Origin of the sequence: Pseudonocardia sulfidoxydans NBRC 16205, from assembly GCF_007989085.1 — a bacterium.
Lineage (GTDB): Bacteria > Actinomycetota > Actinomycetes > Mycobacteriales > Pseudonocardiaceae > Pseudonocardia > Pseudonocardia sulfidoxydans.
In genome coordinates, this window is record NZ_BJVJ01000022.1 from 53,580 (window position 1) to 79,047 (window position 25,468).

Sequence of the window (25,468 nt, forward strand, 5' to 3'; positions counted from 1 at the left end):
CGGCATCCGCGCGGCGTGGGAGGGGTCATGACGCACCCGGCGCGGCCCATCCGGCTCGGCATGGTCCTGCCGTCGTCCAACACCCGGGCGGAGCCCGCGGCCCAGCGCACTGCTCACTTTCCGCAGCGACGTCGGGTTGTCGCGGCCGCCGTCAGCGGACCTGCTGGCGCTGCCGTCCGAGGCCGTCGATCTCCATCTCGACGACGTCGCCGCGGACGAGGTAGGGGAAGCGGCCCGAGAGGGCGACGCCCTCGGGGGTGCCGGTGAGGACGAGGTCGCCGGGTTCGAGCACCAGCCGCTGCGACAGCACCCGGACCAGGGTGGCCACGTCGAAGACCATGTCCTTGGTCGACGAGTCCTGCCGCGGCTCGCCGTTCACCCACGACCGCAGCCGCAGCGCCTGGGGCTCGACCTCGTCGGCGGGGACGAGGCCGGGGCCCAGCGGGCAGAACGTCGGGAAGGTCTTGCCCGTGGACCACTGTCCGCCGGAGAGGTCGAACTGGTACTCGCGCTCGGAGACGTCGTTCGCGACGGCGTAGCCGGCGACGTGGGCCAGCGCCTCCTCGTCGCTGCCGCAGTCCGCGGCCCGCGACCCGATGACGACGGCCAGCTCGACCTCCCAGTCCCCGCGGGTCGAGCCGCGCGGCAGCACGACGTCGTCGTCGGGGCCGACGAGGGTGTTGGGGTGCTTGAGGAACAGGATCGGCTGCTCGGGGACCGGGCTCCCGGACTCGGCCGCGTGGGCCGCGTAGTTCTGGCCGATGCAGAGGATCGCCTGCGGTCGCGCGACGGGCGGCCCGATCCGAAGGCCGGTGGGGTCGACGACGGGGAGCCGGCCCGCGCGGGCCTCCTGCGTCGCCCGGGCGAGCCCGTCGGCGGCGAGGAAGGCGCCCTCGATGTCGGCGGTCAGCGGGGTGAGGTCGAAGACGATGCCGTCGATCTCGACGACGGGTCGTTCCGAGCCTGCCGGGCCGAGCCGGCGGAACGCGGTCACGACGGGATCCCGACGACGGCCTCGATCTCGACCCGCAGCTCGGGCAGGATCAGCGCGGACACCTGGACCAGTGTCGACGCGGGCTTCTCGACGCCGAAGAACTCCTTGCGGACCTCGTTGACGGCCTGCCGGTCGTCGATGTCGGTCAGGTAGACGGTCACCTTCAGCACGTCGGCGAACGACGCCCCGACCAGCGCGAACGTCTTCCCCAGCAGCTCGTGGACGTACCGGGCCTGTGCGGTGACGTCGCCCGCGCCGACGATCTCGCCGTCGGGGGACAGGGCGACCATCCCCGAGACGTGCAGCAGGTCGCCGAAGCGGACTGCGTCGGTGTAGTGCGACACGGCGGGTGCCCCGCCGGGTACGACGAGCTCCTCACGAACGGGCATGCGGTCCTCCGGGGTTCGGGTGGTGGCGTTCGAGATGGTCGGCGACCCCGCGCAGCGCGGCGGGGCCGGAGAGGTCGACGTGGTCGTCGACGTGGGGCAGGGCGGCGCGCAGCCCGCGGACCTGCGGGTCGAAGCCGGTGGCGGCGGCGTGCGGGTCGCACCAGACGATCCGGTCGACCCGCTCGCGCAGCCGGCGCATCTGGGCGGCCAGCAGCTCGGGCTCGCCGACGTCCCAGCCGTCGGACAGGACGAACACGACCGTGCGCGGGGTGAGCCCGGGCCCGACGGCGTCGACGAACTCCCGCAGGCAGTGGCCGATCCGGGTGCCCCCGGACAGGGCGCCGGCCCGCGCGGCGAGCCGCCGGACGGCGACCTGTCGCGGGTGGCGCCGCAGCTCCGCCCCGACCAGGGTGAGGTCGACGTGGAAGACGCCGGCCTCGACGAGCCGCGCGTGCCGTGCGAGCGCGTGTGTGACGGCGAGGAACAGGCCGGTCACGCCGGCCATCGACGAGCTCACGTCGCACAGCACCGCGACCTCGGCGCGGGCGGGCCGCGGCCGGGTGCGCAGCAGCTCCACGAGCTCGCCCGAGCGCAGGCCGTGGCGGAGGCTCCCGCGCAGGTCGAGCTGGTCCCCCGCCGGCGCGGTGCGCCGTCGCCGGCCCGGTGCCCGGGCGAGCGCCCGCACCATGCGGCGGACCTCGGTGTCGACCTCGTCGTCGTCCACCGCGGTGACCGGCGTCGGTTCCCCGCGCCGCAGGCTCGCCGTCGGCCGGGGCGCCCGGCGGTCCCCCTGCCTGCCGTCGTCGCCGCCGGCGTCACCGCTCTCGGCGGCGCCTCCCTCGGCGGGCGACGGGGACGTGTCCCCGGCCGCGCTGTCCGTGGCGGTGGCGACGACGTCGCCCCGGCTCCAGAAGACGGGGAACACCAGGTCGAACAGCCGGGTCGACGGCCGGTCGGAGACCAGCGTCGCCCGCATCGCGGCGTGCACGTCGTCGCGGCGGTCGAGGGCGACCTCGCCGAGCGCGCGGACGGCCCGGGTGGGTGCCCCACCGGGGACGGCGGCGCCGCAGGACCGCAGGAGCTCAGCGAAGATCACGACGTCGTCGGCGATCCGGCCGGTGCGCCGGCGGCGGGCGTCGCGGGCGCGGGCGAGGACGCCGTGGCGTGCCCCGCCGCGTCCCGCCGGTCGCGGCGCGGCGGCGCTCACCCGACGCCCGCCGCGCGGAGCAGCCGTTCACCGTCGCCGGCCCGGAACCGCGCCAGGTCGTCGGCGTCCTTGACCAGGCAGCCCGCCGTGTCGTGGACGGCGCGGGGGTCGAGCTCGCCGCCGAGCGCGGTCAGCGCCCGGATCCAGTCGACGGTCTCGGACACCCCGGGCGTCTTGCGGTACCCGCCGGCGCGCACCCGCGCGACGAGGGCGCACGCGCGCCGGACCAGCTCGTCGGGGGCTCCGGGTATGCGGGCCTCGACGATCTGCACCTCGCGGTCGGTCGTCGGGTAGGGCAGCCAGTGGTAGAGGCAGCGGCGGCGCAGGGCGTCGGACAGGGCGCGGGTGCGGTTGGCGGTGAGCACGACGCGCGGCCTGCGCGCCGCGACGATCGTGCCGAGCTCGGGGACGGTCACCTGGAACTGTCCGAGCACCTCCAGCAGCAGGGCCTCGAACTCCTGGTCGGCCCGGTCGACCTCGTCGACGAGCAGGACGACGGGCCGGTCGTCCTGCGGGTCGATCGCCTCCAGCAGCGGCCTGCGCAGCAGGAACTCCGGGGAGAACACCTCCGCGCGCAGCTCGTCGCCGACCGGTCCGCGCGCCTCGGCCATGCGGATGGCCAGCAGCTGGCGGGCGTAGTCCCACTCGTAGAGGGCGTGGTGGGCGGCGAGGCCCTCGTAGCACTGCAGCCGGACCAGCCGGGCACCCGTCGCCTCCGCGAGCGCCTCGGCCACCGCGGTCTTCCCGACGCCCGGTTCGCCCTCGAGCAGGACGGGCAGCTCCAGGACCTCCGCGAGGTGCAGGACCAGCGCGAGCTCACGGTCCGCGACGTACCCGGTGCCCGCGAGCGCCGCGACGAGCCCGGCGACGGCGTCGTCGGAGGCGGCGTCGGCGGGTCCCGGCTCAGCCACCGTCGACGGCAGCCGTCATGGCGTGCGCGGCGCCCTCGGGCACCGGGTCCCCGCGCATCTCTGCGGCCGCCTCCATCGCGGCGTCGACGATGTGCTGGTAGCCGGTGCAGCGGCAGAGGTTGCCCGCGATCGCCCGGCGGACGTCGTCGCGGGTCGGTTCCGGGTTCTCCTCCAGGTAGTCCTTGAGGACCATCACCATCCCCGGCGTGCAGAACCCGCACTGCACGGCGTGGCAGCGGTGGAACGCGGACTGCACGGGATGCAGGTCCTCGGGCGTGCCGCGGACGGCCTCCAGGGGGCGGTACATGCCGGCGAGGCTCTGCGTCGTGATGTGGTCGACGGGCGCGAGCCGTTGCGGGGCGAGGCCCTCGATCGTCGTGACCTCGGCGCCGTCGACCTGGACGGCGAGGACGTTGCAGGACTTGACGACGTCGCCGTCCACCTCGATCGCGCAGCAGCCGCAGCGCGCCTCGAGGCAGCCGTTGTGGGTGCCGGTCAGGCCGGCGACGTCGCGGACGAACTCCAGCAACAGCGTCCGCTCGTCGATCTCGGCGCTGACCTCGCGGCCGTTGACGGTGAGGCAGACCTTCTGCATCAGGCACTTCCCTGCTGGGTGTGGGCACGGTCGACGGTGCGGCGGACGAGGGTGCGGACCAGCTCGCGGCGGTAGCGGGTCGGTTCGTCCGTCGCGTCCGGGTGGAAGGACGCGGCCGCGAGGTCCGCGGCGTCCGCGGCGGTGGCCGCGGCGTCGACGTCGAGGACGACGGGGGTGGCGGTCGCCCCCGCGACGGTCACGCGGACCGCCGCGGGTGTTCCGTCGCAGGCGCGGCGCAACGCGCAGGTGGCCGAGACGATCGCGGCGTCGAACACGCGGTGGCGGAACTTCTCGAACACCACGGCGTCCCACGCCGGGAGCGGCGGGAGCACGACCGCGGTGAGGATCTCGTCCGGGCCGATGGCGGTGATCCCGTTGCCGCGCAGGAACTCCGCCGCCGGCAGGGTCCGGTCGCCCGCGGCCCCGCTGATCCGCAGGACGGCGTCGACCCCGACGGCCAGCGCGGGCACGTCGAAGCGGGGGTCGGCGGCGCACAGCGCGCCGCCGATGGTTCCCCGGTTGCGGACGGGCCGGTCGGCGAGGTCGCCCGCGACGTCGGACAGCACGCCGTGCCAGCCGGGCAGCGCGGCCCGGGTCAGCGCGGCGTAGGTCGTGGCCGCGCCGACGACGAGCGCGCCGTCCGGCTCGGTCGTGACCCGGGCGAGCCCGGTGATGCCGCCGAGCGAGACGAGGTGCGAGGGCCCGACGGTGCGCTCCTTCATGGCCAGCAACAGGCTCTGGCCACCGGCGATCACACGCGCTCCGGTGCCGTGCTCGCGCAGCAGGGCGACGGCCTCCTCCGTGGTGTCGGGGGCGAGCCAGGTGAACGGCCGCATCAGTCGTCCTCCCAGTCGAAGTCGAAGTCCAGGTCCGCGTCTGCGGACACGGGCGCGGGCCAGTCGTCGTGGCGGCGGGGCCCGGTGAAGTCGGGCATGTCGTCGGGGTAGCGCAGTGTCTCGACGCCCTGGCGTTCCTTCTCCCGCAACGCGACGAGCATGCGCTGCGGCGTGATCGGCAGGACCGTGAACCGGACGCCGGTGGCGTCGAAGACGGCGTTGCCGATCGCGGCGGGAACGGGGCCGGTACCGGACTCGCCCGCGCCCTTCTGCCCGCCCGGGATCATCGTCGACGGGGCGGGGATCTCCGCGGTCTTGGTGAGCTCCGGGACGTCGGGCGCCGTCACCGCCAGGTAGTCCTTGAACGACGCGTTGAGCTGGCGGCCCTGCGCGTCGTAGACGTAGTCCTCCGACAGCGCCATCCCCAGCCCCATGGCGAAGCCGCCGTGGTGCTGGCCCTCGACGACCAGCGGGTTGATCACCGTCCCGGTGTCGTGGACCATCGCGTAGTCGACGACGGTGACGCGCCCGGTGTCGGGGTCGACGCGGACGTGCGCGGCGTGGGCCGCGCCGGAGTAGGTGACGCTGAGGTTGCCCGACCCGTCGGAGCCCTCGCGCTCGGTCGGGGTGTCGTAGGTCGCGACGGTCTCCAGCGTCGGCTCGAAGCCGGGCGGGAGCTGGTGGGTCCGGTAGGCCGCGGTCGCCGCGATGATCTCCAGGTAGATGCCGCTGTCGGGCAGGCCCTTGACGAAGACGCGGTCGCGACCGGTGTCGAGGTCCTCGGGGCCGACCTCCAGGACGTGCGCGGCGATCGCGAGGATCTTGTCGCGCAACCGTTCCGTGGCGAGCCGGCACGCCGTGCCCAGCACCGCCGCGCCGCGCGAGGCGTAGGTGCCCAGCCCGAACGGCGCGGTCATGCTGTCCGGCGGCGCGAGGGTGATCTTCTCGATCCCGACGCCGATGCCGTCGGCGACGATCTGGGCGAGCATCGTCGCGTGGCTCTGGCCGTGGCTGACGTCGCTGGAGTAGACCGTGACGGTGCCGTCGGTCTCCAGGCGCAGCCGCACCGCGGACAGGTCGGTGTCCAGCGAGGGGTGCCGGGCGCTCGTGTACTTCATCGACACGGCGAGGCCCTTGCCCTCGTGCGGGGCGCGGGGCGCGTCCCAGCCGATCGCGTCCGCGCTGGCCAGCAGGCACTGCTTGATCGACGTCGAGTCGATGACGTGCCCCATCGGGGTGCGGTAGGGGAACTCGTCGGGGTCGATCACGTTGCGCTCGCGCACCGCGAGCGGGTCGAGGCCCAGCTCGCGCGCCGCCATGTCGACGAGCTGTTCCTTGGCCCAGATCGTCTGCGGGATCCCGAAGCCGCGCAACGGCCCGCCGGGCGCCGTCGTGGTGTGCACGATGTCCGAGTCGACGTGGATGTTCGGGATCGCGTAGGGCAGCATGCCGACGTTCGTGCCGATGTGGACGACCTGGTTGCCCCACACCGACATCGCGCCGGTGTTGTGCACGATGTAGTCGCGGTAGCCGATGATCTCCCCGTCGGCCGCCATCGCCAGCTCGGCGTAGCGCACCTGGGCGTTGCGCGTGGTACCGGCCCGGAAGACGTCGGCCCGCGACAGCGTCAGCTTCACCGGGCGCCCCAGCCGCATGGAGAACAGCGCGGCGATCACCTCGTGCCCGAAGATCTGTGCCTTCGAGCCGAAGCCCGCGCCGACGGCGGGGACGATCACGCGGATCTTCGTGCGCGGGATCTGCAGCACGTCCGCCAGGACGTCGCGCACCATGTAGATCGACTGGGTCGACGAGTAGAGGGTGAGCACGCCCGTGAACGAGTCGTAGTCCGCGACGCAGCCGTGCGGGTCGAGGGCCGCGCCCGCCTGCTTGTTCGTCGCGAACCGCTGCCGGACGACGACGGCCGCCCCGGCCTCGGCCGCAGCGAAGTCCCCGACCCGGATCTTGTAGCGGTCGAAGACGTTGCCCTCGCCGAACTCGTAGACGATCTGCTCCTGGATCAGCGGCGCGTCGGGGGCGAGCGCCTCCTCCGGGTCGACGATCGCCGGCAGCTCCTCCAGGTCGACCCGGACGGCCTCACAGCCGTCCCAGGCCTGGTAGCGGGTCTCCGCGACGACCGCGGCGAGCTCCTGGCCCTGGTAGAGCACCTTGTCGGTGGCGAACGGGAAGTGGTCGCCGACGAGCAGGTCCTGCATCAGGTCGCCCCACGGCTTCACCTTCCCGACGAGCTCGGCACCCGCGAGGGCGTCGAGCACCCCGGGCGCCTCCAACGCCGGGGAGGTGTCGATCGAGCGGACCCGGGCGTGCGCCACGTCGCTGCGCAGGATTCGGGCGTGCACCATCCCGGGCAGCCGCAGGTCGTCGACGAACCGGGCGGTGCCCGTGAGCAGGGCGAGGTCCTCCTTGCGGGGCACGGAGGTCCCGACGAGCCGCGGCGCGGTCCCCGTCGGGTGGGCCGGCGCTTCCGTCACGTGCTCCCCCTCACCAGGTCAGGAAGGAGATCGCGGCGAGCAACCGCCGCCGTTCGACCTCGTTGCCCCGGATCTTGATCCGTCCTGAGATCGCCTCGATGGCCGACGTCGTCTCCTCGTAGTAGATGCGCTGCATGGTGTCCGCCAGCATGACCGTGAGGATCCGCGGACGCTCCGGGAGCCCCACGTCGACCTTCTGGACGACGCCGTCGTCGATCAGGACCGTGAAGTCCTGCTTGAGGTCGGGCATCCGCACCACGAGCGGCCAGTTCCGCCACGACGACACGGCCGCGACCGTGTCCGCGTTGGCGTTCCACTTCTTGGCGTAGTACTCGTCGAGCACGTCACGCATGTACTCCGCGGTGACCGTCTCCGGTCGCGGCAGGTACTGCGTCCCTGCGGTGTCCTCGGTCATCGTCATCTCCTCACCGGGCGCCGACCGGCCGGTGCCGTGCGGCCTTGTTCAGCTGGCGGTCCACCCACGGAATCCTGGTCACGGTCTCGAGCACCTGGCTACGCCTGTGCGCGAAACGGTCCGGCCACGCGCTCGCCACCCGCCCGTAGAGGTCGGTCCAGCGCTGGATGTGGTCGGTGAGCGGACGTTCGTGACGCTCCCACCGGGCCAGCGCCGTCGCGACGTCCGCGTCCCGCTCGAGGTACTCGGCGAGTGCCAGGCAGTTCTGGAACGTGAGGTTCGCGCCCTGGCCGAGGTTGGGCGGCTGGCCGTGCGCGGCGTCGCCGACGATGGCGGCGACCCCGCTGGACCAGGCCCGCGACGTCACCCGCATCGCCCGGTCCCACCTCCCGGAGTCGTCGATCCGCTCGATGATCCCGCCGAGCGTGGGGAAGGACGCGAGCCAGGACTCCTTGTCGACGGGCACCCGCCGGCCGGTCTCGTCGTCGACCGGGCAGCACAGGCAGACGTAGTTCACGTCGTCGGTGCAGGGGTCGTAGAGCAGCCGGCGCGACCCGCTCCAGTACTCGGTGACCTCGGTGTCGGGGTCGTCGGGCAGGCGCGGGATGAGCAGCCGGGTGTAGCCCTCGTCGAGGTAGTCGACCCGCCGGGTCAGCAGCAGGGCCTCCCGCAGCCGGGAGAACACCCCGTCGGCGGCGACGACGAGGTCGGCCTGCAGCGTCTTGCCGCCCTCGATCTCCAGCTCGCCGCGCGGGCTGATGCCGACAGCCGTCGACCGCAGCTCCACGTCGACCCCGAGCTCGCCGACGCGGGCGATCAGCGCGTCGTAGAGGTCCGCCCGGGGTGGGAGGATCAGCCGGTCCGCGGTGCCGAACGAGCGGTGCAGCAGCGGGCGCCCGTCCTGGTCGCGCGCCACCATCGTCTCGATGCGCTTCGCCCTGGCCGTCGCGGCCTTCTCGACGCCGAGCGCGTCGAGTGAGCGCAACCCGTTCTCCCACAGCCAGATCCCGGCGCCGAACATGCGCAGGTCGTCGGACCGTTCGTGGACGCGGACGCCCCATCCCTTCTGGGCGAGCGCGATCGCCAACGCGAGGCCACCGAGGCCGGCGCCCGCGATCTCCGCGTGCCTGGTCGTGCTCATGCAGGGGTCCTTCCGTGTTGCCGGTGGGGCGCGGGATGCGGCGGGTCCTAGAGGCGGGCGGCCGAGGTCCGGCGGCGCAGCAGCTGCTGGCGGTAGAGGGCACCGCGCTTGGTCCGCGGCACCACGACCATGTCGTAGAGGACGACGACGACCACCAGGGCGGCCCACGTCGTGGCGGCGACCCAGTCGGTCGCCGCGATGGCGATCCCGACGATCGCGGTGACGACCAGCAGGAACACCGCGAGCGGCGTGCCGAGGCGGGCCACCAGCGGCCGGTCGAGATCCTTGCGCCGCTTCATGAGCAGGTAGAACAGCGCCACGAAGAAGTACAGCGTCGCCGACCACGTCGACAATACGTGCGAGACGAACGTGAAGTCGCCGATGTAGACGCCGATCAGCGCGAAGACGGCGAGGATGATGATCGCCACCCACGGGACCGAGCGGCGCGAGTAACGGCCGATGATCCGCGGCAGCGCGCCCTGCTGGCTGTAGAGGGCGAGGATCTTGCCCATCCCCATGAAGTAGACCGACAGCGTCGTGTAGGTGGCGACGAGCATGGCGATGAGCGCGAGGTAGAACAGCGGGTTGTGCCCGAACTTCTCCTCGACGACCCCGATCGTCGGGACCGGCATGAGCACGAGCGCGGCGATGGGGAGGCTGCCGAGGATGCCGATGGCGAGCGGGAGCTGCCGGATCCACAGCTGCCACGCCGCGGACAGCAGACCGATGTCGCGGGAGCGCCGGAAGTCCTTCCACTCGTCGACGAGGACCTGCTGGACCTCCATGATCCCGGCCATGATCCCGAGCCAGAGGCCGACGATCGTGAAGAAGCCGAGGAAGGTGATCGGGGTCGGCGAGGGCCAGTTCAGCGAGAACGAGTCCGCGTTGACGATCAAGACGAACACGCAGATCGCCAGCACGATGTCGGCCACGAGCGTGATGACGACGAGCGTCGACTGCACCTTGCCGGTGATCTGGTGGCCCAGCAGGTTCAGCGCCAGGACCGGGAGGAGCACCACGTACGGCCAGATCGCCGCCGGGACGCTCGGGAACAGCAGCGCGAAGAGCTCGTTGGCGATGAGCAGCTCCAGCCACATGAACGCGCCGTACACCGGGGCGTAGAGCACGAGGTAGCTGGTACCGAGCGGGAAGACACCCGCCTCGCGGGCATAGGACTGCAGGGAACCCGGCTCCGGGACCGCGGTGATCATCTCGCGGTACAGCCACCACGCGGTGTGGATGATGACGACGCCGCCGACGAACCCGAGGATCGACCACAGGATCCCGAACGACGACGCGATGAACACGATCCACGCCCAGCCGGCGGTGAACAGCATCTCGCCGGTGCCGATGGCGGAGACGTCGAACCAGGAGAGCGGTTTCTCGTCGACGAGCTCGATGTCGTCGAGGCCGTCCTCGGACAGTGCGTCCGACAGGGGGTCGGAGATTTCGTCACTGGTGGACACGGGCGTCCCTCTCTCGTGGGTCGTATCACGGGTGGGGCTTGCGGTGTGGCGGGCAGTGCGGGTGGGACGTCAGAAGGTGCCTGCGGAGCGTTCGCGGCGGCGCAGGTCCGACACCAGGTCGGCGGCGTGCTCGTCGTCGAACCGGACGCCCTCGGGCGCGGTGAGGTCGCGCGGGTCCGCGCCGTTGCCCAGCCCGTGGACGACGTCGTAGGTCAGGTCGGTCACGGAGTACCCGATCCCGCGGTCGTGGGGCCAGGACCGGGCGATGGCGTCCTCGTCGAACTCGACGACGCGGCCGTCCTGCACGACCGTCTCGATCGCCTCGCGGCGCTGCAGCACGGTGATGTCGGCGACGGGGTCGCCGTTCACGACGATCAGGTCGGCGATCATGCCGGGCGCGACGGTCCCGATGAGACCCTCCAGCCCGAGCATGAGCGCCCCGTTGCTCGTCCCGGCCTTGATCGCCTCCAGCGACGTCAGCCCGGCGTAACGCATCAGCAGGTCGAGCTCGCGGGCGTGCCAGACACCGTACGGGCTCAGCGAGAACCCGGAGTCGGTGCCCAGGACCATCGGGACGCCGGCGGCGTGGGCGCGGTGCAGCGCGTCGGCGGACTTCTCCAGCATCCGCTTCATCCCGTCGCGCAGCGGGGCGGGCGCGCCGACGAGATGGCCCCAGTCCCCCGCGTTGGCGAGCAGGAGCAGCGTCGGGACGAGCGGCGTGCCGGACTCGGCGAGGTGGGCGACGGTCTCGTCGCTGAGGATGTTGCCGTGCATGATCCAGTCCATGCCGGCGGTGACGGCCGCGTCGACCTCGGCCGAGCCGCGGGCGTGGATCGTGATCTTCTTGCCGAGCTGGTGGGCGAGGTCGGCGAGCACGGTCATCTCGTGCGTCGTGAACGCCTGGAAGTCGCCGTAGGGGCTGTCGGCGAGCTTGATCAGGTCGACGCCGTTCTTCACCTGGTGGCGGACCTCGTCGATCATGTCGTCGAGGCGGTTGTGGACGATGCCGATGGAGCCCTCCGGCACGCCGACGGAGTCGGGGTACCAGTCGGTGAGCCCGTTGCTGGTGGACAGGTAGCGGCCGGCCGACGTCATGCGCGGGCCCTGGACGATCCCGTCGCGGACGGCGTCGCGCAGCGCCACGCCGATGTAGTAGCTCCCGCCGGGCTGGGAGATGCCGGTGACGCCCGAGCGCAGCACCTTCTGGGCGTGGAAGGCCGCCTTGAGCGTGCGCGACTCCGGGCTCGTGTAGAGGTCGATCTCCTCCTCCGAGCGCGACTCGCCGTAGGTCATGTGGCAGTGCGCGTCGATGAGGCCGGGCATCACGGTGCGGCCGGTGGCGTCGATCTCCCGCAGGGTCTCCCCGCGCGGCACCAGCTCACGGGTGACGTCGGTGCCGACCGCGTGGATCAGCCCGTCCCGGACCAGCACCGACGCGTTCGGGACGGGCGGGTTGCCGGCACCGTCGACGACGGTGCCGTGTGCGATCAGCAGCCAGCTGGACGCCATGCGCCGGGCTCCTCGCTCCTCGGTCGCGGCCGGTGGGCCGCGGGGTCGAGCCGAACCGTGGCGTGCCTGGGCCGAACGGCGGAAGCATCGGCGTGAACGGGGGCGAAACGGACGGCTTCGCGACGTGGGTCACACCGGTGCCGGGCGGGGCCCCGGGGCCGCCCGCGAAACCCGCCGCGACGCGGCGAAACCGTCGCCCGATCAGCGACGCAGGTCCCGGACCAGCGCCGACGTCGTCGCCGAGGGTTCGGCCCCGAGCTCGCGCAGCGCCCCTTCACACGATCGGTACGCGACGAGGACGCGGTCCGAGTCGCCCATCGCGTGGGCGAGACGCATCTGCAGCCGCCACCCGGCCTCCCGCGCGGGGTCGGCCCGCAGCACCGCGGCGAGCAGCTCCTCGGCCTGGCGGAACGACCCCGTCGCGAACGCGGCCTCGGCCGCCTCGAACCGGACGTCCTTGAGGATCCCGGCCAGCTGGGCCCGGCGCTCCTCGGCCCAGCCGGACCGGATGCCGGGCAGGTACTCGCCCCGGTCGGCGATCTCGAGCGCCTCGAGCAGCAGGCCGAGGCGGTCGGCTCCCCGCAGGGCCTGGGCCTGCGCCAGGAGGGCGACGACACGGCGCGACTCGGTCGTGACCCGCACCCGCGAGGCCAGCCGCAGCACGCCCGGGCCGCCCTCGGTCTCCAGCACGTCCGGTACCGCCTTGCGCAGGTGCAGGATCGCCTGCCGCAGGTAGGACGCCGCCGAGTCGTCACGCCGCCCGGCGAACAGCGCGTCGAGCAGCTGCGGGCGGGTGACGGGGTCACGCTCGCCCCGGTTGGACAGGAACGTCAACAGCTCCACGCTCTTGGCCAGCCGCGGCTTGACCTCGCGGCCGTTGAGGATCACCGCGGTGCGGCCGAACTCCGCGACGTGCACCGCGGCGCCGATGACGTCGCCCAGCCCGCCGACCCGTGCCGTCAGGCCCCGCCCCAGCTCGTGCCACGCGGACTCGGCCGTGAGCTCGAGATCCAGGCGTCGGGCGAGCACGTCGGGGAACTCGGCGAGGGCGTTGAGCAGCACGTGCGTCGAGCCCTGGCCCCGGGCGGCCTCCAGCGCGACGTCGGCCGCCGCGTCGGCGGTGTCCTCGTCGCCGGTGCGCCACGCGGCCTCGGCGAGGTACACCGCGGCCGCGGGGAGGTGCAGCAGCCGGCCACCGAGTCGCATGCCGTGCACCGCGGGCTGCAGGTACGTCACCGCCGTCTCCGCATCGCCCTCGGCGAGCGCGATCCGCCCCTGCAGCGTCGCCAGGTGCTCGGCGACCATCGAGTAGCAGTGCCCGATGGGGTTCGCGACGAGGGGACGCAGCGCCCGCGTCGCCGCGCCCGGGTCGCGCCCGAGGCGCAGGGCGAACTCCGCCTCGATCAACCGGCTGTAGGCCTCGAACAGCGACGACCCCGTGCTCGCGATCCGCTCGCGCCCCTCGCGCAGCAGCCGCCACGCGGCGTCCTCCTCACCGATCTCGGCCATCAGCCGCGGCCCGACCAGTGCCTGCAGCCAGACGCTGTGCTCGGTGGACGCGTCGACCAGCCGGTGGTAGAGCTCGAACGCCTCGGCGGGCCTGCCCGTCGCGAGCAGCCCCGACACCATCCAGGAGTCCGCCGCCCGCTGCGCCCACGGCGACGCCGGGCGGGTGTCCATCGCCTGCAGCCGCCCGAGGTCGAAGTGCGCGCGCATCACCAGCGCGTCGAGCGGTCCGCCGGTGAGGGCGCCCAGCCCGGGCGCCACGTCGTCGGGCGGGGCCTCCACGTCGACCATGCGCATCGCGTACCGGGCGGCGTCGACGTCGGGCCCCGGGGCGCCCGAGTCGATCACCGCGCGCATGTCGTCGGGGCGGCCGGCGTGCAGGTAGCACCACGCCATGAGCCCGGCCGCGCGCCCCGAGGCCGCGGCCAGCTCGGCGCGGCGGCCCGCGGCCTCCAGCCGGTCCGCGAGCCGGACGCCCGCGGCGAAGTCCTCCCGCACCACGGCCAGCATCAGCTCGGCGCCGGCGAGCGCGACGTAGTGCTCGCGACGCGCCGGCCCGAGCCGCTCGAGCCAGCGTTCGGCCGTCGGGAAGTCCGTGCGCTCGATGGCGCGTTCCAGGACGGGCCGGATCACGGCCATGGCCTCGTCCAGGGCGTCCGCCGCGAACAGCTCCTCCAGCGCCTCCTCGTCGTGCCCCGAGTCGAGCAGCAACCTGGCGTACGCGGTGCGCAGCCTGCGCTGTTCCTCCTCGCCGCGCCGCCCGAGCCTGCGCAGCAGGAACTCCCGGAACCGCGGATGGCACCGCATCCGGTCGCCGTCCCAGCTGACCGGGAGCCGCCGTCCGCGCAGGGCGTGCATCCGCGACGACGCCGCACGCAGCCCGATCGCCTCGGCCGCGCGGGGCGTGACCTCCTGCAGGACAGCCGTCGTCACCAGGAAGTCCTGGTCCTGCGGGTCGAGCTGGTCGAGGATCTGGGTCGCGAGGTAGCCGTGCAGCGGGTCGGCCTCGCCGCCCAGCCCGATGACGTGGTCGGTCGAGCGCCACGCCTCGAACAGCACCCCGGTGAGCCACCCCCCGGTCTCGATCAGCGCCTCCACCGGGTCGATGTCGCTGCGGCCCGAGCCGGCCAGCGCGTCGGTGGCCTCCTGCACCGTCAGCGCGAGGTCCTCCTCGCCCACCGCCGCCACCCACGGGCCCCAGCCCGACGTCGTGACGGCCAGCTCGACCCTGCTCAGCAGCACCAGCCGGGCGGTCGCCGGCAGGTAGTGGACGAACGCCGACACCACGCCGAGCGCGGCGGGCGAGTCGGCGAGCCGTTCGGCGTCGTCGAGCACCACGAGGACGTCGCTGCCCTCCACGGCCTCGGCGAGCAGCCCGGCGACCTCCGAGTGCGCCAGGTTCGCCGCCAACGCGCCGCTGGCCACGCCTCGGATCGCCGGGATCTGCCGGGCCAGCGCCGCCTCGAGGTACACGAGCAGCCGACCGGTCGCGACGTCGGTCGTGTCGAGGTCGAGCCAGACCAGTGGCCGGTCGAGCCGCTCCGCCGCCTGCAGCACCGCGGTGGTCTTCCCGGCCCCCGCCGACGCGTACACGACGACGAGCCGGTGCTGCTCGATCAGCCGGGTGAGCAGCGCCTCGACCCGTGGACGCCGGGTGACGGCGGGACCGAGGGGCGGTGGGGTGATCTTGCGGCGGATGATCCAGTCCGGGTTGTCGGGCCGCCCGGTCATGCCTGATCCCTCCTTCCCCGTTTCGGCTGCGTTCACGCAGTGTGCCTCCGGTGCGCGAGCCGCAGGTTACGTTCCCCCTCCCGAGAGCCGAGGAGCAGAGTTGCCCATCACATCCTGCGGCGCAGTACGTGTCCATCACGAGGAGCACGGGTCCGGTCCCGCCGTCGTCTGGATCCCCGGGACCGGGCTGTACGGCAGCAGCTGGGCACCCCAGACCGACCACTTCGCCGACCGCTACCGGTGCCTGACCGTCGACCTGCGCGGAGCGGGCAGCGAGGGGCCCCTCGACGGCCTCACCGTCGCCGACCTCGCGGGTGACGTCGCGGCGTGGATGGACGCGATCGGCGTCGGGCCCGCGGTCGTCGTCGGGTTGTCGCTCGGCTCGGCCGTCGCCCAGGAGCTCGCGCTCGCCCGCCCCGACCTGGTCCGCGCCCTCGGGCTGGTGGCCACCTGGTCGTCGACGGCGCGCGAGCACCACATCCGGCGGCACTTCGAGTCCCGGCTCTACGCGCTGGAGAAGGGGCCGCTCGACGTCTTCGCCCAGTTCGCGTTCTGGATGTCGGCGCCCTCGGTGATCGACGACGAACCCGAGCTGCAGCGCCGCGTGGAGGCGCTGCTCGGGGAGCACACGTCGCGCAACCCGCCGGGCACCGCGGCCCACTTCCGCGCCGACCTGTCCCACGAGACCCGCGACCGGCTGTCGACGATCTCCTGCCCGACGCTCGTCGTGCACGGCGACCAGGACCTGATCACGCTGCCCTGGTACAACCGGGCGGTCGCCGCCGCCATCCCCGGCGCACGGCTGGAGACGATCGCCGCCGCCGGGCACCTGGTCTGGCTGGAGCGTCCGGACCTGCTCAACGACGCTCTCGAAAGCCTCCTGGCGTCGTCGACGTGACCACGGTCGGCCACCCGCCGGCGCCGCATCCGACAATGCAGGGGTGCACGACGAGACCCTGAGTGTCCACGCAGGCAACGCCGTCGACCCGGGCACCGGAGCGATCCGGCGCCCGCTGGTGATGGCCAACTCCTACGCGCTGCCCGCCGACCCGTCCGAGCTCGACTGGTCCGACTTCTCGACGCCGCTCTACACCCGCAACGGCGGTGCGAACCAGGGCTGGCTGGAGGAGAAACTCGCCCTGCTGGAGACGGCGGGTGAGCGCGGCGACGTCGACGCCGTCGCGCTGGCCAGTGGCGTCGCGGCCATCCACGCGCTGTTCTTCACGTTCCTGCGCACCGGCGACCACGTCGTGTGCTCCGACGTCACCTACGTCGCGACGCGCCGGCTGCTCACCGAGCTGCTGCCCGCCAAGTACGGGATCACCGCGACGCTCGTCGACTCGTCCGACCCCGAGGCGGTGCGCGCCGCGATCCGGCCCACGACCCGGCTCGTGCACGTCGAGACGCCCGCGAACCCCACGACCCGGATCACCGACGTCGAGGCCGTCGCCGCGGTCGCGCACGAGGCGGGCGCGCTGCTCAGCGTCGACGCCACCTTCGCGACGCCCGTGCTGCAGCGGCCGCTCGCGCTCGGCGCCGACCTCGTCGTGCACTCGCTGACGAAGTACATCAACGGCCACGGCGACGCGATGGGCGGCGCGGTGATCGGTGACCGCAGCCTGACCGACCGCATCCGCGCGGATGCGCAGGTCGACGTCGGCGGGGTGATCAGCCCGTTCCACGCCTGGCTGATCATGCGTGGGGCGGTGACGCTGCCGCTGCGGATGCGGCAGCACTGCGCCTCCGCGCAGGTGCTGGCGGAAGGGCTGGCCGCCGACCCACGGGTCGCCTACGTCGCCTACCCGGGCCTGCCGTCACACCCGCAGCACGCCCTCGCGGCGCGGACGATGACGGGCTTCGGCGGGATGCTCGCCTTCGCCGTGCGCGGCGACTCCGACGCACAGAACCGGTTCGTCGCGGCGCTGCGGGTGATCACCTCGGCGGTGTCGCTGGGGCACGACGAGTCGCTGATCGTGCACGTCGCGGGCGACGGCGAGCGAGCCCGGTCCTTGCCCGAGGAGTTCCGGCGCTGGGGGCACCTGCGCTTCTCGGTGGGGCTGGAGCACCCCGACGACCTGGTGGCCGACCTCGACCAGGCGCTCACCGCGACACTGGGCCCACGCTGAGGGCGCGGTGAGCGGGCGATCAGGTCGACGCGCGCAGCAGCAGGAGCGTGGCGGCCCGTTCGGCGCCGTCGTCGAGGTCGCTGCCGAGCAGCGCGCGCACCCGACGCATCCGCAGCCGGACGGTGTTGGGGTGCACGTGCAGGTCCGCGGCCGCCCGGTTCACGTCGCCCCAGCATTCGAGCCAGGCGCGCAGCGTCGCGGCGAGCGGGGTGCCGTGCTCCTCGTCGGCGGCGTGGAGCCGGGCGAGACCGTCGTGCGCGACGGTGGCCACCGCCGCGGTCGCGCGCCGCAGCACCACCGTCGTCCAGACGTCCTCGTGGGCCACGACGCGTCGCCCCAGGTCGGCTGCCGCGACGAGCGCCTCCGCGGCCTCCCGGCGTGCGCCCGGCAGGCCCGCGACGTCGACGACCGCGCGGCTGGCGGCGACGCTCGCCGGGCCGCCGTCGGCGACCAGCTCCCGCAGCCACGACCAGCCGCCGGCGCCGGGGCCGTCGTCGACGATCGCGAAGGTGACGCCGTCGACGTCGCCCAGGATCGGCTCCGGCCAGGCGTGGCGCCGCAGGAAGGTCCGCCACACCGGAAGGTCGACGTCGCGACCCCCGTCGTCGGCGGGGTCGTCGGCGGGGCCGTCGGTCAGCCGCCCCAACGCCACGACGCGCAACGCACGGGAGGCGAACGCGAGGTCGCCCCCGGCCGCTGCGCCGCCCCGCAGCGCCTCCCGGACACGTTCCACGGAGTAGCGCATGGCGAGGTCCCGACCGGCGCGCAGCCGCACGACCTGCAGTGCGACGGCCGCACCGACCGCGACCAGACGTTCCTCCAGCTCCGCGTCGAGCTCGCCGTCGCGGATCGCCCAGATCGACCCCACCGCCTCGTCGCCGACCCGTAGCGGCACCACCAGCCTGCCGAGCAGGTCCGGTGCGACGGCCGGCAGGACGATCGGCCGCTCGGCCCGCCGCAGCCGCCGCAGCACACCCGACGCCCGCAGCCGGCGCAGCACGTCCGCGGGGACGGCGCGGCCCAGGATCGTCGACGTCCGGACGACGTCGGCCTCCCCGACCCCGGCGGAGTACGCCAGCACCCGGCTGTGCGGGTCCTCGATCGTCACCGACGCGTCGAGCATCCGGGCGACCGTGTCGGCCATCGCGAAGAGCTCCTGCTGGGCCGCGGCGCCGTCGTCGGCGTCATGTCCGTCGCGGTGCAGCAGGCTGCGCAGGAACCAGACGAGATGGCTCCAGTCCATCCGCTCGTCGACGGCGGCGAGGGTGAGCCGCTCGGCCCGGGCGAGTGCGACGGTCCCGTCCGCCACCGGTGCCCGCAGGACGAGCCCGGCCGCGCGCAGCCCTGCCGCGCTCCGGACGGCCGCCTCCTGCGCCTCGGCGCCGTCGGTGCCGATCGCCACGACCAGCGCGCCCGGCCCCGCCGGAGCCGTGTCGCCGGCGAGGTGGATGTCGCCCACCGTGACAGCGGTCCCCGCCACCAGCACGCGCACCACGGCGTCGCCCGGCGACCGGAGGACCTGCAGACCCGTCGGCACGATTCGACTGTAACGTTCGGACAGTCAGGGGGTCCGACAGTGTCAGGTCCTGACATCGGCTGCGGGCTCGCCCGGCGCCAGTATCGAGGTATGAGCACCCCCGCCCCGGAACGTGTCGCGGTCGTCGGCGCCGGCATGGTCGGCCTCGCCTGCGCCTGGTACCTGCAGGAACACGGCGTCGACGTCACCGTGATGGAGCGCGACGACGTCGCCGCCGGCTCGAGCTGGGGCAACGCCGGCTGGCTGACCCCCGCCATCGCCACCCCGCTGCCCGAGCCGGCCGTGCTGCGCTACGGACTGCGGGCGGTGCTCAGCCCCGGCTCCCCCGTCTACGTCCCACCCACCACCGACCCGCGACTGTTGCGGTTCCTCGCCGGGTTCGCCCGCAACTGCACGATGCCGCGGTGGCGGCGCGCCATGGACGCCCTGGTCCCGTTGAACGCCGGCGCCCTCGACGCCTTCGCGCGGATCGAGGCCGGGCTGCCGGAGCGGACCCGGCCGGCGGACCAGTTCCTCGCCGCCTACCGGACCCCCCGCGAACGCGAGACGCTCCTGCAGGAGATCGAGCACATCCGCGCCGCAGGCCAGGACGTCGAGTTCGACCTGCTCGACGGCGACCAGGCCCGCAGCCAGGAGCCTGCGCTCTCCGCGGGCATCACCGCGGCGATCCGGCTCCGCGGCCAGCGGTTCCTCGACCCCGCACCGTTCGTCCACGCCCTCGCCGACGACGTCGTCGCACGCGGCGGCACCCTCGTGCGTGAGCAGCACGTCGACGACGTCACCACGACGACGGACGGCGTCACCGTCGGCGGCCGGACCTTCGACGCGGTGGTCCTCGCCACCGGCGCGCGGCTCGGCACCCTGGCGCGCCGCTTCGGGGTGCGCCGGCTCGTCCAGGCGGGCCGCGGCTACAGCTTCACCGTGAAGGTCGACCAGCTGCCGCAGGGCCCGGTCTACTTCCCGGCGCAACGCGTCGCCTGCTCACCGGCCCGGGGACGGCTGCGCGTCGCCGGGATGATGGAGTTCCGCCCGGTCGACGCCGCGCCCGACCCGCGCCGCATCCGGGCGCTGGTCGACGCCGCCTCACAGCTGCTCGACGGCGCCGACCTCGAGCACCGGGAGGACGAGTGGGTGGGTGCCCGGCCGTGCACGGTCGACGGGCTTCCCCTCGTCGGACGCAGCGCCGATCCGCGGGTGTTCGTCGCGGGCGGCCACGGCATGTGGGGCATCGCTTTGGGGCCGGTGACGGGCAGGCTGCTGGCCGAGCAGATCGCGACCGGCCGCCCGCCCGCGGCGCTGGCACCGCTCGACCCGCTGCGCTAGGCACCGACCGACCTCGGATCAGACTCGGGCGGGCGCCTGGTTGCGGTCGACGTTGCCCGGGTTGGGCGGGCCGGCGGCGTCGGCGTCGCTGCCGTCCTTGTGGAACCGGCCGCCCTTCATGATGTAGTTCAGCTTCGTCCGGTCCTGGAGCACGGTGATGTCGGCGAGCGGGTCGCCGTCGACGAGCAGCAGGTCGGCGAGGTAGCCGGGCGCAACCTTGCCGAGCTCGTCGGGGCGCAGCATGATCTCGCCGCCCCACGCCGTCGCGGAGACGATGGCCTCCATCGGCGTGAAGCCCAGCAGCTCGACGAAGTGCTCGAGGTCGCGGGCGTAGGTGCCGTGCGGGGTCCAGGCGAAGCCGTAGTCGCCGCCGGGCAGGACCTTGATCCCGCGCCTGTGCATCTCGCGCAGGCCCTCGATGGCCGTCTCGAGTTCCTTCTTGTAGCCGACGGCCTCGGCCGCCTCCTGCGGGAAGCCGAAGGACTCCGCCTCGTAGAGGGTGGCGACGAGCCAGTTGATGCCGGGCGCGACGAACACCCAGTCCTTGTTGGCCTCGAGCATGTCCATACCCTCGGCGTCGGTGAAGCTGGCGTGGTAGATGACGTCGACGTGGTTGCGCACGCACATCTTGACGCTCTCGGCGCTGCGGGCGTGGGCGCAGACGCGCTTGCCGCGGCGGTGGGCCTCGGTGACGGCGGCCGCGACCTCCTCCTCGGAGAAGTAGGTGTCCTCGGCGCGCTGGGTGCCGGTGATCTCCTCGCCGGTCATCGACAGCTTGATCTGGTCGACGCCGATGTCGATCAGTTCGCGGACCGCCTTGCGCATCCCCTCGGGACCGTCGGCGAACTTGGTGATCGACTTGATCAGAGCGCCGCCGGTGACCGCGATCTCAGGGCCGTTGGCGAGGTAGCGCGGACCAGGGATCCGGCCGGCGTTGATCGCGTCACGGCACACGACGTCGAGCCGGTCCTTGGCCGAGGCGGCGCCGAGGCACATCGTGTAGCCGGAGTCGATGTAGGTCCTGGCCGACTCGAGGCAGAACAGCAGGTGCTCCTCGACGGGCATGGTGCCCAGGCCGTCGAGGTCGGCGGAGTTGTTCCAGGAGAAGTGGGTGTGGGCGTCGCACAGCCCGGACATCAGCGTCCGGCCGCGGCCCTCGATCACGCGGGCGCCCTCGGCGCGGGCGGGGTCGACGGCGCCGACGGCGGTGATGCGGTCGTCCTCGACGAGGACGTCACCGCGGTAGGGGTCGGCGCCGGTGGAGTCGAGGATGTTGACGTCGCGGAACAGGATCGTGGTGGGCACGTCGGCCCCTCCCCTTCGTCGAGAAGTGACTGTGTCGAGAAGTGTCTGGGCTACAGGAACGTGAGCAGGTGGTCGGTGACGGGACGGGCGGCCTCGAGCGCGGTCCAGTGGCCGACGCCGGGCAGGACGTGCACGGTCGCGTTGCCGTGGGCGTCGGCGAGCTCGTGGCTGGCCTCCGGCGGGCCGACCTTGTCGTCGTCGCCGGTGATGAGCAGCAGCGGCAGCGCGGGGTCGACGGGTCCGGGGTCGGTGGCCGCGCCGAGGGCCTCGCAGTTGCGGGCGTAGCCCTCGGGGTCCTGGCGCATGACGAGCTCACGGACGAACGCGGCGACCTCGGGCCGGTCGGTGCGCGTCGTCCCCGACAGGGCGTTGGCGACGACGCCGGGGGCGACGGCCGCGGTCCCCTTGTCGCGCAACGTGGCGGCGCGGTCGCGCTGGGCCTGCCGGCCGGCCTCCGGGGGCTCGCGGACGGCGCCGAGAAGGGTCAGCGACGTGACCCTGTCCGGGTGCCGGGCCGCGAACACGCGGGCGACGAGGGTGCCCATGGAATGGGCGACGACGGCGGCGCGGTCGACGCCGGCCTCGTCGAGGACGGCGGCGAGGTCGGCGGCGTGGGACTCGATGCTGATGCCGTCGGCGGTCTCCGAGCGGCCGGCGCCGGCCGAGTCGACGCGGATGACGGTGTGCGACGCGACGAGCGCGTCGGCCTGCACCTGGTAGAAGTTCGAGGTCCCGCCCAGTCCGTGGACGAACAGGACGGCGGGGCCCTCCCCCTCGATCTCGACGGCCAGTTGCTTGCCGTTGATCTTCACGACTCTCCTTCGCTCGTGTCGCGGGCGTTCGCTGCGGGGCTCAGACGATGCGGTTGCGCTGGGTGCCGAGGCCGGTGATCGAGACCTCCACGACGTCGCCGGGAGCGAGGAAGCGCGGCGGGTCGAACCCGATGCCGACGCCTGCGGGGGTGCCGGTGGCGATGACGTCGCCGGGCAGCAGCGTGATGGCGGCGGAGAGGGTGGCGATCAGCTCGGGGATGTCGAAGATCAGGTCCTTGACCGGCGCGGACTGGCGCGCCTCGCCGTTGACGCGGCTCTCGACCTGCAGGGCGGTGACGTCGCCGATCTCGTCGGCGGAGACGGCGTAGGGGCCCATGGGGCAGTGGGTGTCGAGCGACTTGCCGATGAGCCACTGCTTGTGGCGACGCTGCAGGTCGCGGGCGGTGACGTCGTCGACGATCGTGTAGCCCCAGACGTGGTCGAACGCCGCCTCGCGGCTGATGCCCCGCCCGCCGGTGCCGATGACGACGGCCAGCTCGGCCTCGTAGTCGAGCTCGGAGGTGACGCCCGGGTGGGCGAGGACGTCGTCGAACGGGCCGGTGACCGACGTCGTGGCCTTGGAGAACACGACGGGATGCTCGGGCAGGGCCTCGGAGCGGTCCGGCGAGTCGTAGCCGGAGCGGCCGAACTCGGCGACGTGCTCGCGGTAGTTCTTGCCGACGCAGAAGACGTCGCGGCGGGGCACGATCGGGGCGTGGAGGCGGACGTCGTCGAGCGCGAGGGCGGTCAGGGCCGGGGCACGCTCGGCGAGGACGGGCGCCCACTGCGCCCAGCCCTCGATCACTTGCGCGACGTCCGCGCCCGCCGGCAGCAGCGCGGACACGTCACGGACCTCGCCCGCGTCCGCGTCGACGACGCCGACGCGGGGGTCGCCCCCGGTGGAGAAGGTCACCAGCTTCATGGACGAACCAATCTGAACCAATTAGACCAATGTTGTCGTTGCCCGACCGTACGCGGACCCGCGGACGCTGTCGAGAGCAGGAACTCATTGGTCTTGATTGGTCGCCGTCACGGGTTAAGGTGTGCCGCATGCAGACGGTGGAACAGGCCCTGCGCGCCCTGGTGACCGAGGGGACGCAGGACGGCAGCCTGCGCCCGGGATCGAAGCTGCCCACCGAGCGAGCACTCGTCGCCCAGCTCGCCGCGCCGCGCAGCGCGGTCCGCCGGGCCCTGGAGATCCTCGAGCGCGACGGCGTCGTGATCCGCCACGTCGGACGCGGCACGTTCCTCACCGACACCGCCGCCGCACAGGTCGACGGCGCCCCCGCCGACACCAGCCCCGCCGAGATCATGCAGGTCCGGCTACTGCTCGAACCCCAGGTCGCCGCGCAGGCCGCACGGGTCGCCACCCAGGCCGACCTCGACCGCATCGTCGACGCCCTCGCCGGCGGCGCGGTCAGCGACGACTTCGAGGGCTTCGAGTCCTGGGACGCCAAGCTCCACCGCGCCATCGCCAAAGCCACCCACAACGGCCTGCTCATGAACATGTTCGACGTCGTCAACACCGCCCGCGCACTGCCCGTGTGGGGCTCGCTCAAACGCCGCGTCTCCACACCCGAACGGCGCCGCTGCTACCACGACGAGCACACCGCGATCGTCGACGCGCTGCGCGACCGCGACCCCGACGGCGCCGCCTATGCCATGCGTCACCACCTCGAACACGTCTCCGACAACCTGCTCGGGAGACACTGAACCCCACACACGACGAGGTGAGGAGACGCATGACGGTGCTGGATCGGTTCTCGCTCGACGGCAGGGTCGCGATCGTGACGGGCGCGTCGTCCGGGCTCGGGGTCGCGTTCGCCACGGCCCTCGCAGAAGCCGGGGCCGACGTCGTCCTCGGCGCACGGCGCGTCGACAAGCTCGACGACACCCGCAAGATGGTCGAGAACCTGGGGCGGCGCGCCGTCGCCGTGGCCACCGACGTGGCGCGCCAGCCCGACTGCCAGAACCTCGTCGACACCGCGCTGGCCGAGCTCGGCCGCGTCGACGTCCTGGTCAACAACGCCGGCATCGGCACCGCCGTCCCGGCGACACGCGAGACCGTCGAGGAGTTCACGCGCGTCATCGACGTGAACCTCAACGGCTGCTACTGGATGGCGCAGGCCTGCGGGCGGGTGATGGGGCCGGGCAGCAGCATCGTCAACATCTCCAGCATCCTCGGGCTGACGACGGCGAGCCTGCCGCAAGCCGCCTACGCGGCGAGCAAGGCCGGCCTGATCGGGCTGACCCGCGACCTGGCCCAGCAGTGGGGTGGACGCAAGGGGATCCGGGTCAACGCGTTGGCGCCCGGGTTCTTCACCTCGGAGATGACCGACCAGTACAAGCCCGGCTACCTGGACGCGATGATGGCCAGGGTTCCGTTGGGGCGCAAGGGAGACCCCGAGGAGCTGGCCGCCGCGCTGGTGTTCCTCGCGAGCGACGCCGGGGGCTACGTCACCGGGCAGACGATCGCCGTCGACGGGGGCATGACGGTCACCTGAGCGCGCCCGGCGGCCCCACGCCGGCGGACCGCGCGCAACCCCACTGCTGCACAGCCGCCCTCGCGCGACCGTGAGGTTGCGCACCTCCGCCCGCGCGCAACCTCACTGCTGCGCCGCAGCCCTCGGCCGACCCTGAGGTTGCGCACCTCCGCCCGCGCGCAACCACACTGCTGCGCCGGAGCCTTCACACGACCGTGAGGTTGCGCGCGTCCTACGGCGCGCAACCTCACGGATGCGCATTGAGTCGCCCGACCTCGAGGTGCGCGCCTCCTACGACGCGCAACCACACTGCTGCGCCGCAGCCCTCGGCCGACCCTGAGGTTGCGCACCTACCCCGCGCGCAACCTCACTGCTGCGCCGCGAGTCCCGGAGAGCGCTGAGGTTGCGCGCACAGGCAGGGCGGATCGGCTCGTCGCGGTGCTGCCCCGGCGGCCACACCGGGCCGAACGTGTCATCAGCGCGCTCGGGGTGCGCTGATGACACGGCCGGTGCGGAACCCGCCGGCGAGCGTGTGCTGAGCGCCGCCGGACAGCGCTGACGACACGCTCGATCCCGGGATGCGATGCACCCGGACCGCGGCGCCCGGACCGCAGAGCACCCGGACCACGGCACCCGGACCGCAGAACGTCCGGACCGCAGAACGCCCCCGGACCGTGTGGTCCGGGGGCGTTC

General features: G+C 73.3%; 22 protein-coding genes. 5 read left to right on the top strand and 17 right to left on the bottom strand.

Going from position 1 to position 25,468, the window contains the following annotated elements:
- Positions 1-151: 151 nt before the first annotated feature.
- The 12 genes from PSU4_RS13185 to PSU4_RS32760 form a co-directional block, all read right to left on the bottom strand.
- Positions 152-994: a fumarylacetoacetate hydrolase family protein gene (locus PSU4_RS13185; RefSeq protein ID WP_147107232.1), complete on the bottom strand. Its 843-nt coding sequence runs from the start codon at positions 992-994 to the stop codon at positions 152-154.
- A complete protein-coding gene (locus PSU4_RS13190) occupies positions 991-1,383 on the bottom strand; it encodes a RidA family protein (RefSeq protein ID WP_147107235.1) in 393 nt (130 codons plus the stop codon). Before PSU4_RS13190 ends, PSU4_RS13185 begins: the two co-directional genes overlap by 4 nt.
- Positions 1,370-2,590, bottom strand: a complete 1,221-nt coding sequence (locus PSU4_RS13195) for a vWA domain-containing protein (protein WP_147107238.1) — start codon at positions 2,588-2,590, stop codon at positions 1,370-1,372. The genes PSU4_RS13190 and PSU4_RS13195 overlap by 14 nt, the downstream gene beginning before the upstream one ends.
- Complete coding sequence (locus PSU4_RS13200; protein ID WP_147107241.1) at positions 2,587-3,501, bottom strand: AAA family ATPase; 915 nt, start codon at positions 3,499-3,501, stop codon at positions 2,587-2,589. Before PSU4_RS13200 ends, PSU4_RS13195 begins: the two co-directional genes overlap by 4 nt.
- Positions 3,494-4,096 (bottom strand): (2Fe-2S)-binding protein, encoded by a 603-nt coding sequence (locus PSU4_RS13205; RefSeq protein ID WP_147107244.1) that lies wholly within the window; start codon positions 4,094-4,096, stop codon positions 3,494-3,496. Before PSU4_RS13205 ends, PSU4_RS13200 begins: the two co-directional genes overlap by 8 nt.
- Positions 4,096-4,932: an FAD binding domain-containing protein gene (locus tag PSU4_RS13210; RefSeq protein ID WP_147107247.1), complete on the bottom strand. Its 837-nt coding sequence runs from the start codon at positions 4,930-4,932 to the stop codon at positions 4,096-4,098. The genes PSU4_RS13205 and PSU4_RS13210 overlap by 1 nt, the downstream gene beginning before the upstream one ends.
- Complete coding sequence (locus tag PSU4_RS13215) at positions 4,932-7,421, bottom strand: xanthine dehydrogenase family protein molybdopterin-binding subunit (RefSeq protein ID WP_147107251.1); 2,490 nt, start codon at positions 7,419-7,421, stop codon at positions 4,932-4,934. Before PSU4_RS13215 ends, PSU4_RS13210 begins: the two co-directional genes overlap by 1 nt.
- A gap of 10 nt (positions 7,422-7,431) precedes the next feature.
- Positions 7,432-7,836, bottom strand: coding sequence for a hypothetical protein (locus PSU4_RS13220; protein ID WP_147107254.1), 405 nt, complete (start codon positions 7,834-7,836; stop codon positions 7,432-7,434).
- 10 nt (positions 7,837-7,846) lie between these two features.
- Entirely contained in the window at positions 7,847-8,977 is a 1,131-nt protein-coding gene (locus PSU4_RS13225; protein ID WP_147107257.1) for an FAD-dependent oxidoreductase, read from the bottom strand.
- A gap of 47 nt (positions 8,978-9,024) precedes the next feature.
- Positions 9,025-10,443, bottom strand: a complete 1,419-nt coding sequence (locus tag PSU4_RS13230; RefSeq protein ID WP_147107260.1) for an APC family permease — start codon at positions 10,441-10,443, stop codon at positions 9,025-9,027.
- A 69-nt stretch (positions 10,444-10,512) separates the two neighbouring features.
- Positions 10,513-11,952 (bottom strand): amidohydrolase family protein, encoded by a 1,440-nt coding sequence (locus PSU4_RS13235; RefSeq protein ID WP_147107263.1) that lies wholly within the window; start codon positions 11,950-11,952, stop codon positions 10,513-10,515.
- Between the two features lie 201 nt (positions 11,953-12,153).
- Positions 12,154-15,189 carry an AfsR/SARP family transcriptional regulator gene (locus PSU4_RS32760; protein ID WP_147107266.1) on the bottom strand — a complete coding sequence of 1,012 codons (3,036 nt, stop codon included), beginning with the start codon at positions 15,187-15,189 and terminating at the stop codon, positions 12,154-12,156.
- A gap of 100 nt (positions 15,190-15,289) precedes the next feature.
- On the opposite strand from PSU4_RS32760, the gene PSU4_RS13245 reads away from it, so the two are divergent.
- Entirely contained in the window at positions 15,290-16,087 is a 798-nt protein-coding gene (locus tag PSU4_RS13245; protein WP_186816911.1) for an alpha/beta fold hydrolase, read from the top strand.
- Positions 16,088-16,130: 43 nt separating this feature from the next.
- Positions 16,131-17,315 carry a trans-sulfuration enzyme family protein gene (locus PSU4_RS13250; protein ID WP_147107271.1) on the top strand — a complete coding sequence of 395 codons (1,185 nt, stop codon included), beginning with the start codon at positions 16,131-16,133 and terminating at the stop codon, positions 17,313-17,315.
- A gap of 19 nt (positions 17,316-17,334) precedes the next feature.
- On the opposite strand, the gene PSU4_RS13255 is transcribed toward PSU4_RS13250, so the two are convergent.
- Positions 17,335-18,852: a PucR family transcriptional regulator gene (locus PSU4_RS13255; protein WP_147107274.1), complete on the bottom strand. Its 1,518-nt coding sequence runs from the start codon at positions 18,850-18,852 to the stop codon at positions 17,335-17,337.
- 90 nt (positions 18,853-18,942) lie between these two features.
- On the opposite strand from PSU4_RS13255, the gene PSU4_RS13260 reads away from it, so the two are divergent.
- On the top strand, positions 18,943-20,175 hold the full coding sequence (locus PSU4_RS13260) for an NAD(P)/FAD-dependent oxidoreductase (protein ID WP_147107277.1): 1,233 nt from the start codon (positions 18,943-18,945) through the stop codon (positions 20,173-20,175).
- Between the two features lie 18 nt (positions 20,176-20,193).
- Here PSU4_RS13260 and PSU4_RS13265 read toward each other — a convergent pair whose 3' ends face one another.
- The 3 genes from PSU4_RS13265 to PSU4_RS13275 are packed head-to-tail and all read right to left on the bottom strand — an operon-like array spanning position 20,194 to position 23,214.
- Positions 20,194-21,480: a metal-dependent hydrolase family protein gene (locus PSU4_RS13265; protein ID WP_147107279.1), complete on the bottom strand. Its 1,287-nt coding sequence runs from the start codon at positions 21,478-21,480 to the stop codon at positions 20,194-20,196.
- A 50-nt stretch (positions 21,481-21,530) separates the two neighbouring features.
- On the bottom strand, positions 21,531-22,292 hold the full coding sequence (locus PSU4_RS13270) for an alpha/beta fold hydrolase (RefSeq protein ID WP_147107282.1): 762 nt from the start codon (positions 22,290-22,292) through the stop codon (positions 21,531-21,533).
- Positions 22,293-22,332: 40 nt separating this feature from the next.
- Complete coding sequence (locus PSU4_RS13275) at positions 22,333-23,214, bottom strand: fumarylacetoacetate hydrolase family protein (protein WP_147107285.1); 882 nt, start codon at positions 23,212-23,214, stop codon at positions 22,333-22,335.
- 128 nt (positions 23,215-23,342) lie between these two features.
- On the opposite strand from PSU4_RS13275, the gene PSU4_RS13280 reads away from it, so the two are divergent.
- Both PSU4_RS13280 and PSU4_RS13285 read left to right on the top strand, forming a co-directional pair.
- Positions 23,343-24,005, top strand: coding sequence for a FadR/GntR family transcriptional regulator (locus PSU4_RS13280; protein ID WP_147107288.1), 663 nt, complete (start codon positions 23,343-23,345; stop codon positions 24,003-24,005).
- Positions 24,006-24,034: 29 nt separating this feature from the next.
- Positions 24,035-24,796, top strand: coding sequence for an SDR family NAD(P)-dependent oxidoreductase (locus PSU4_RS13285; protein WP_147107291.1), 762 nt, complete (start codon positions 24,035-24,037; stop codon positions 24,794-24,796).
- Positions 24,797-25,250: 454 nt separating this feature from the next.
- On the opposite strand, the gene PSU4_RS31840 is transcribed toward PSU4_RS13285, so the two are convergent.
- The coding region (locus PSU4_RS31840) for a hypothetical protein (protein WP_222596246.1) at positions 25,251-25,468 on the bottom strand (218 nt) is incomplete at its 5' end.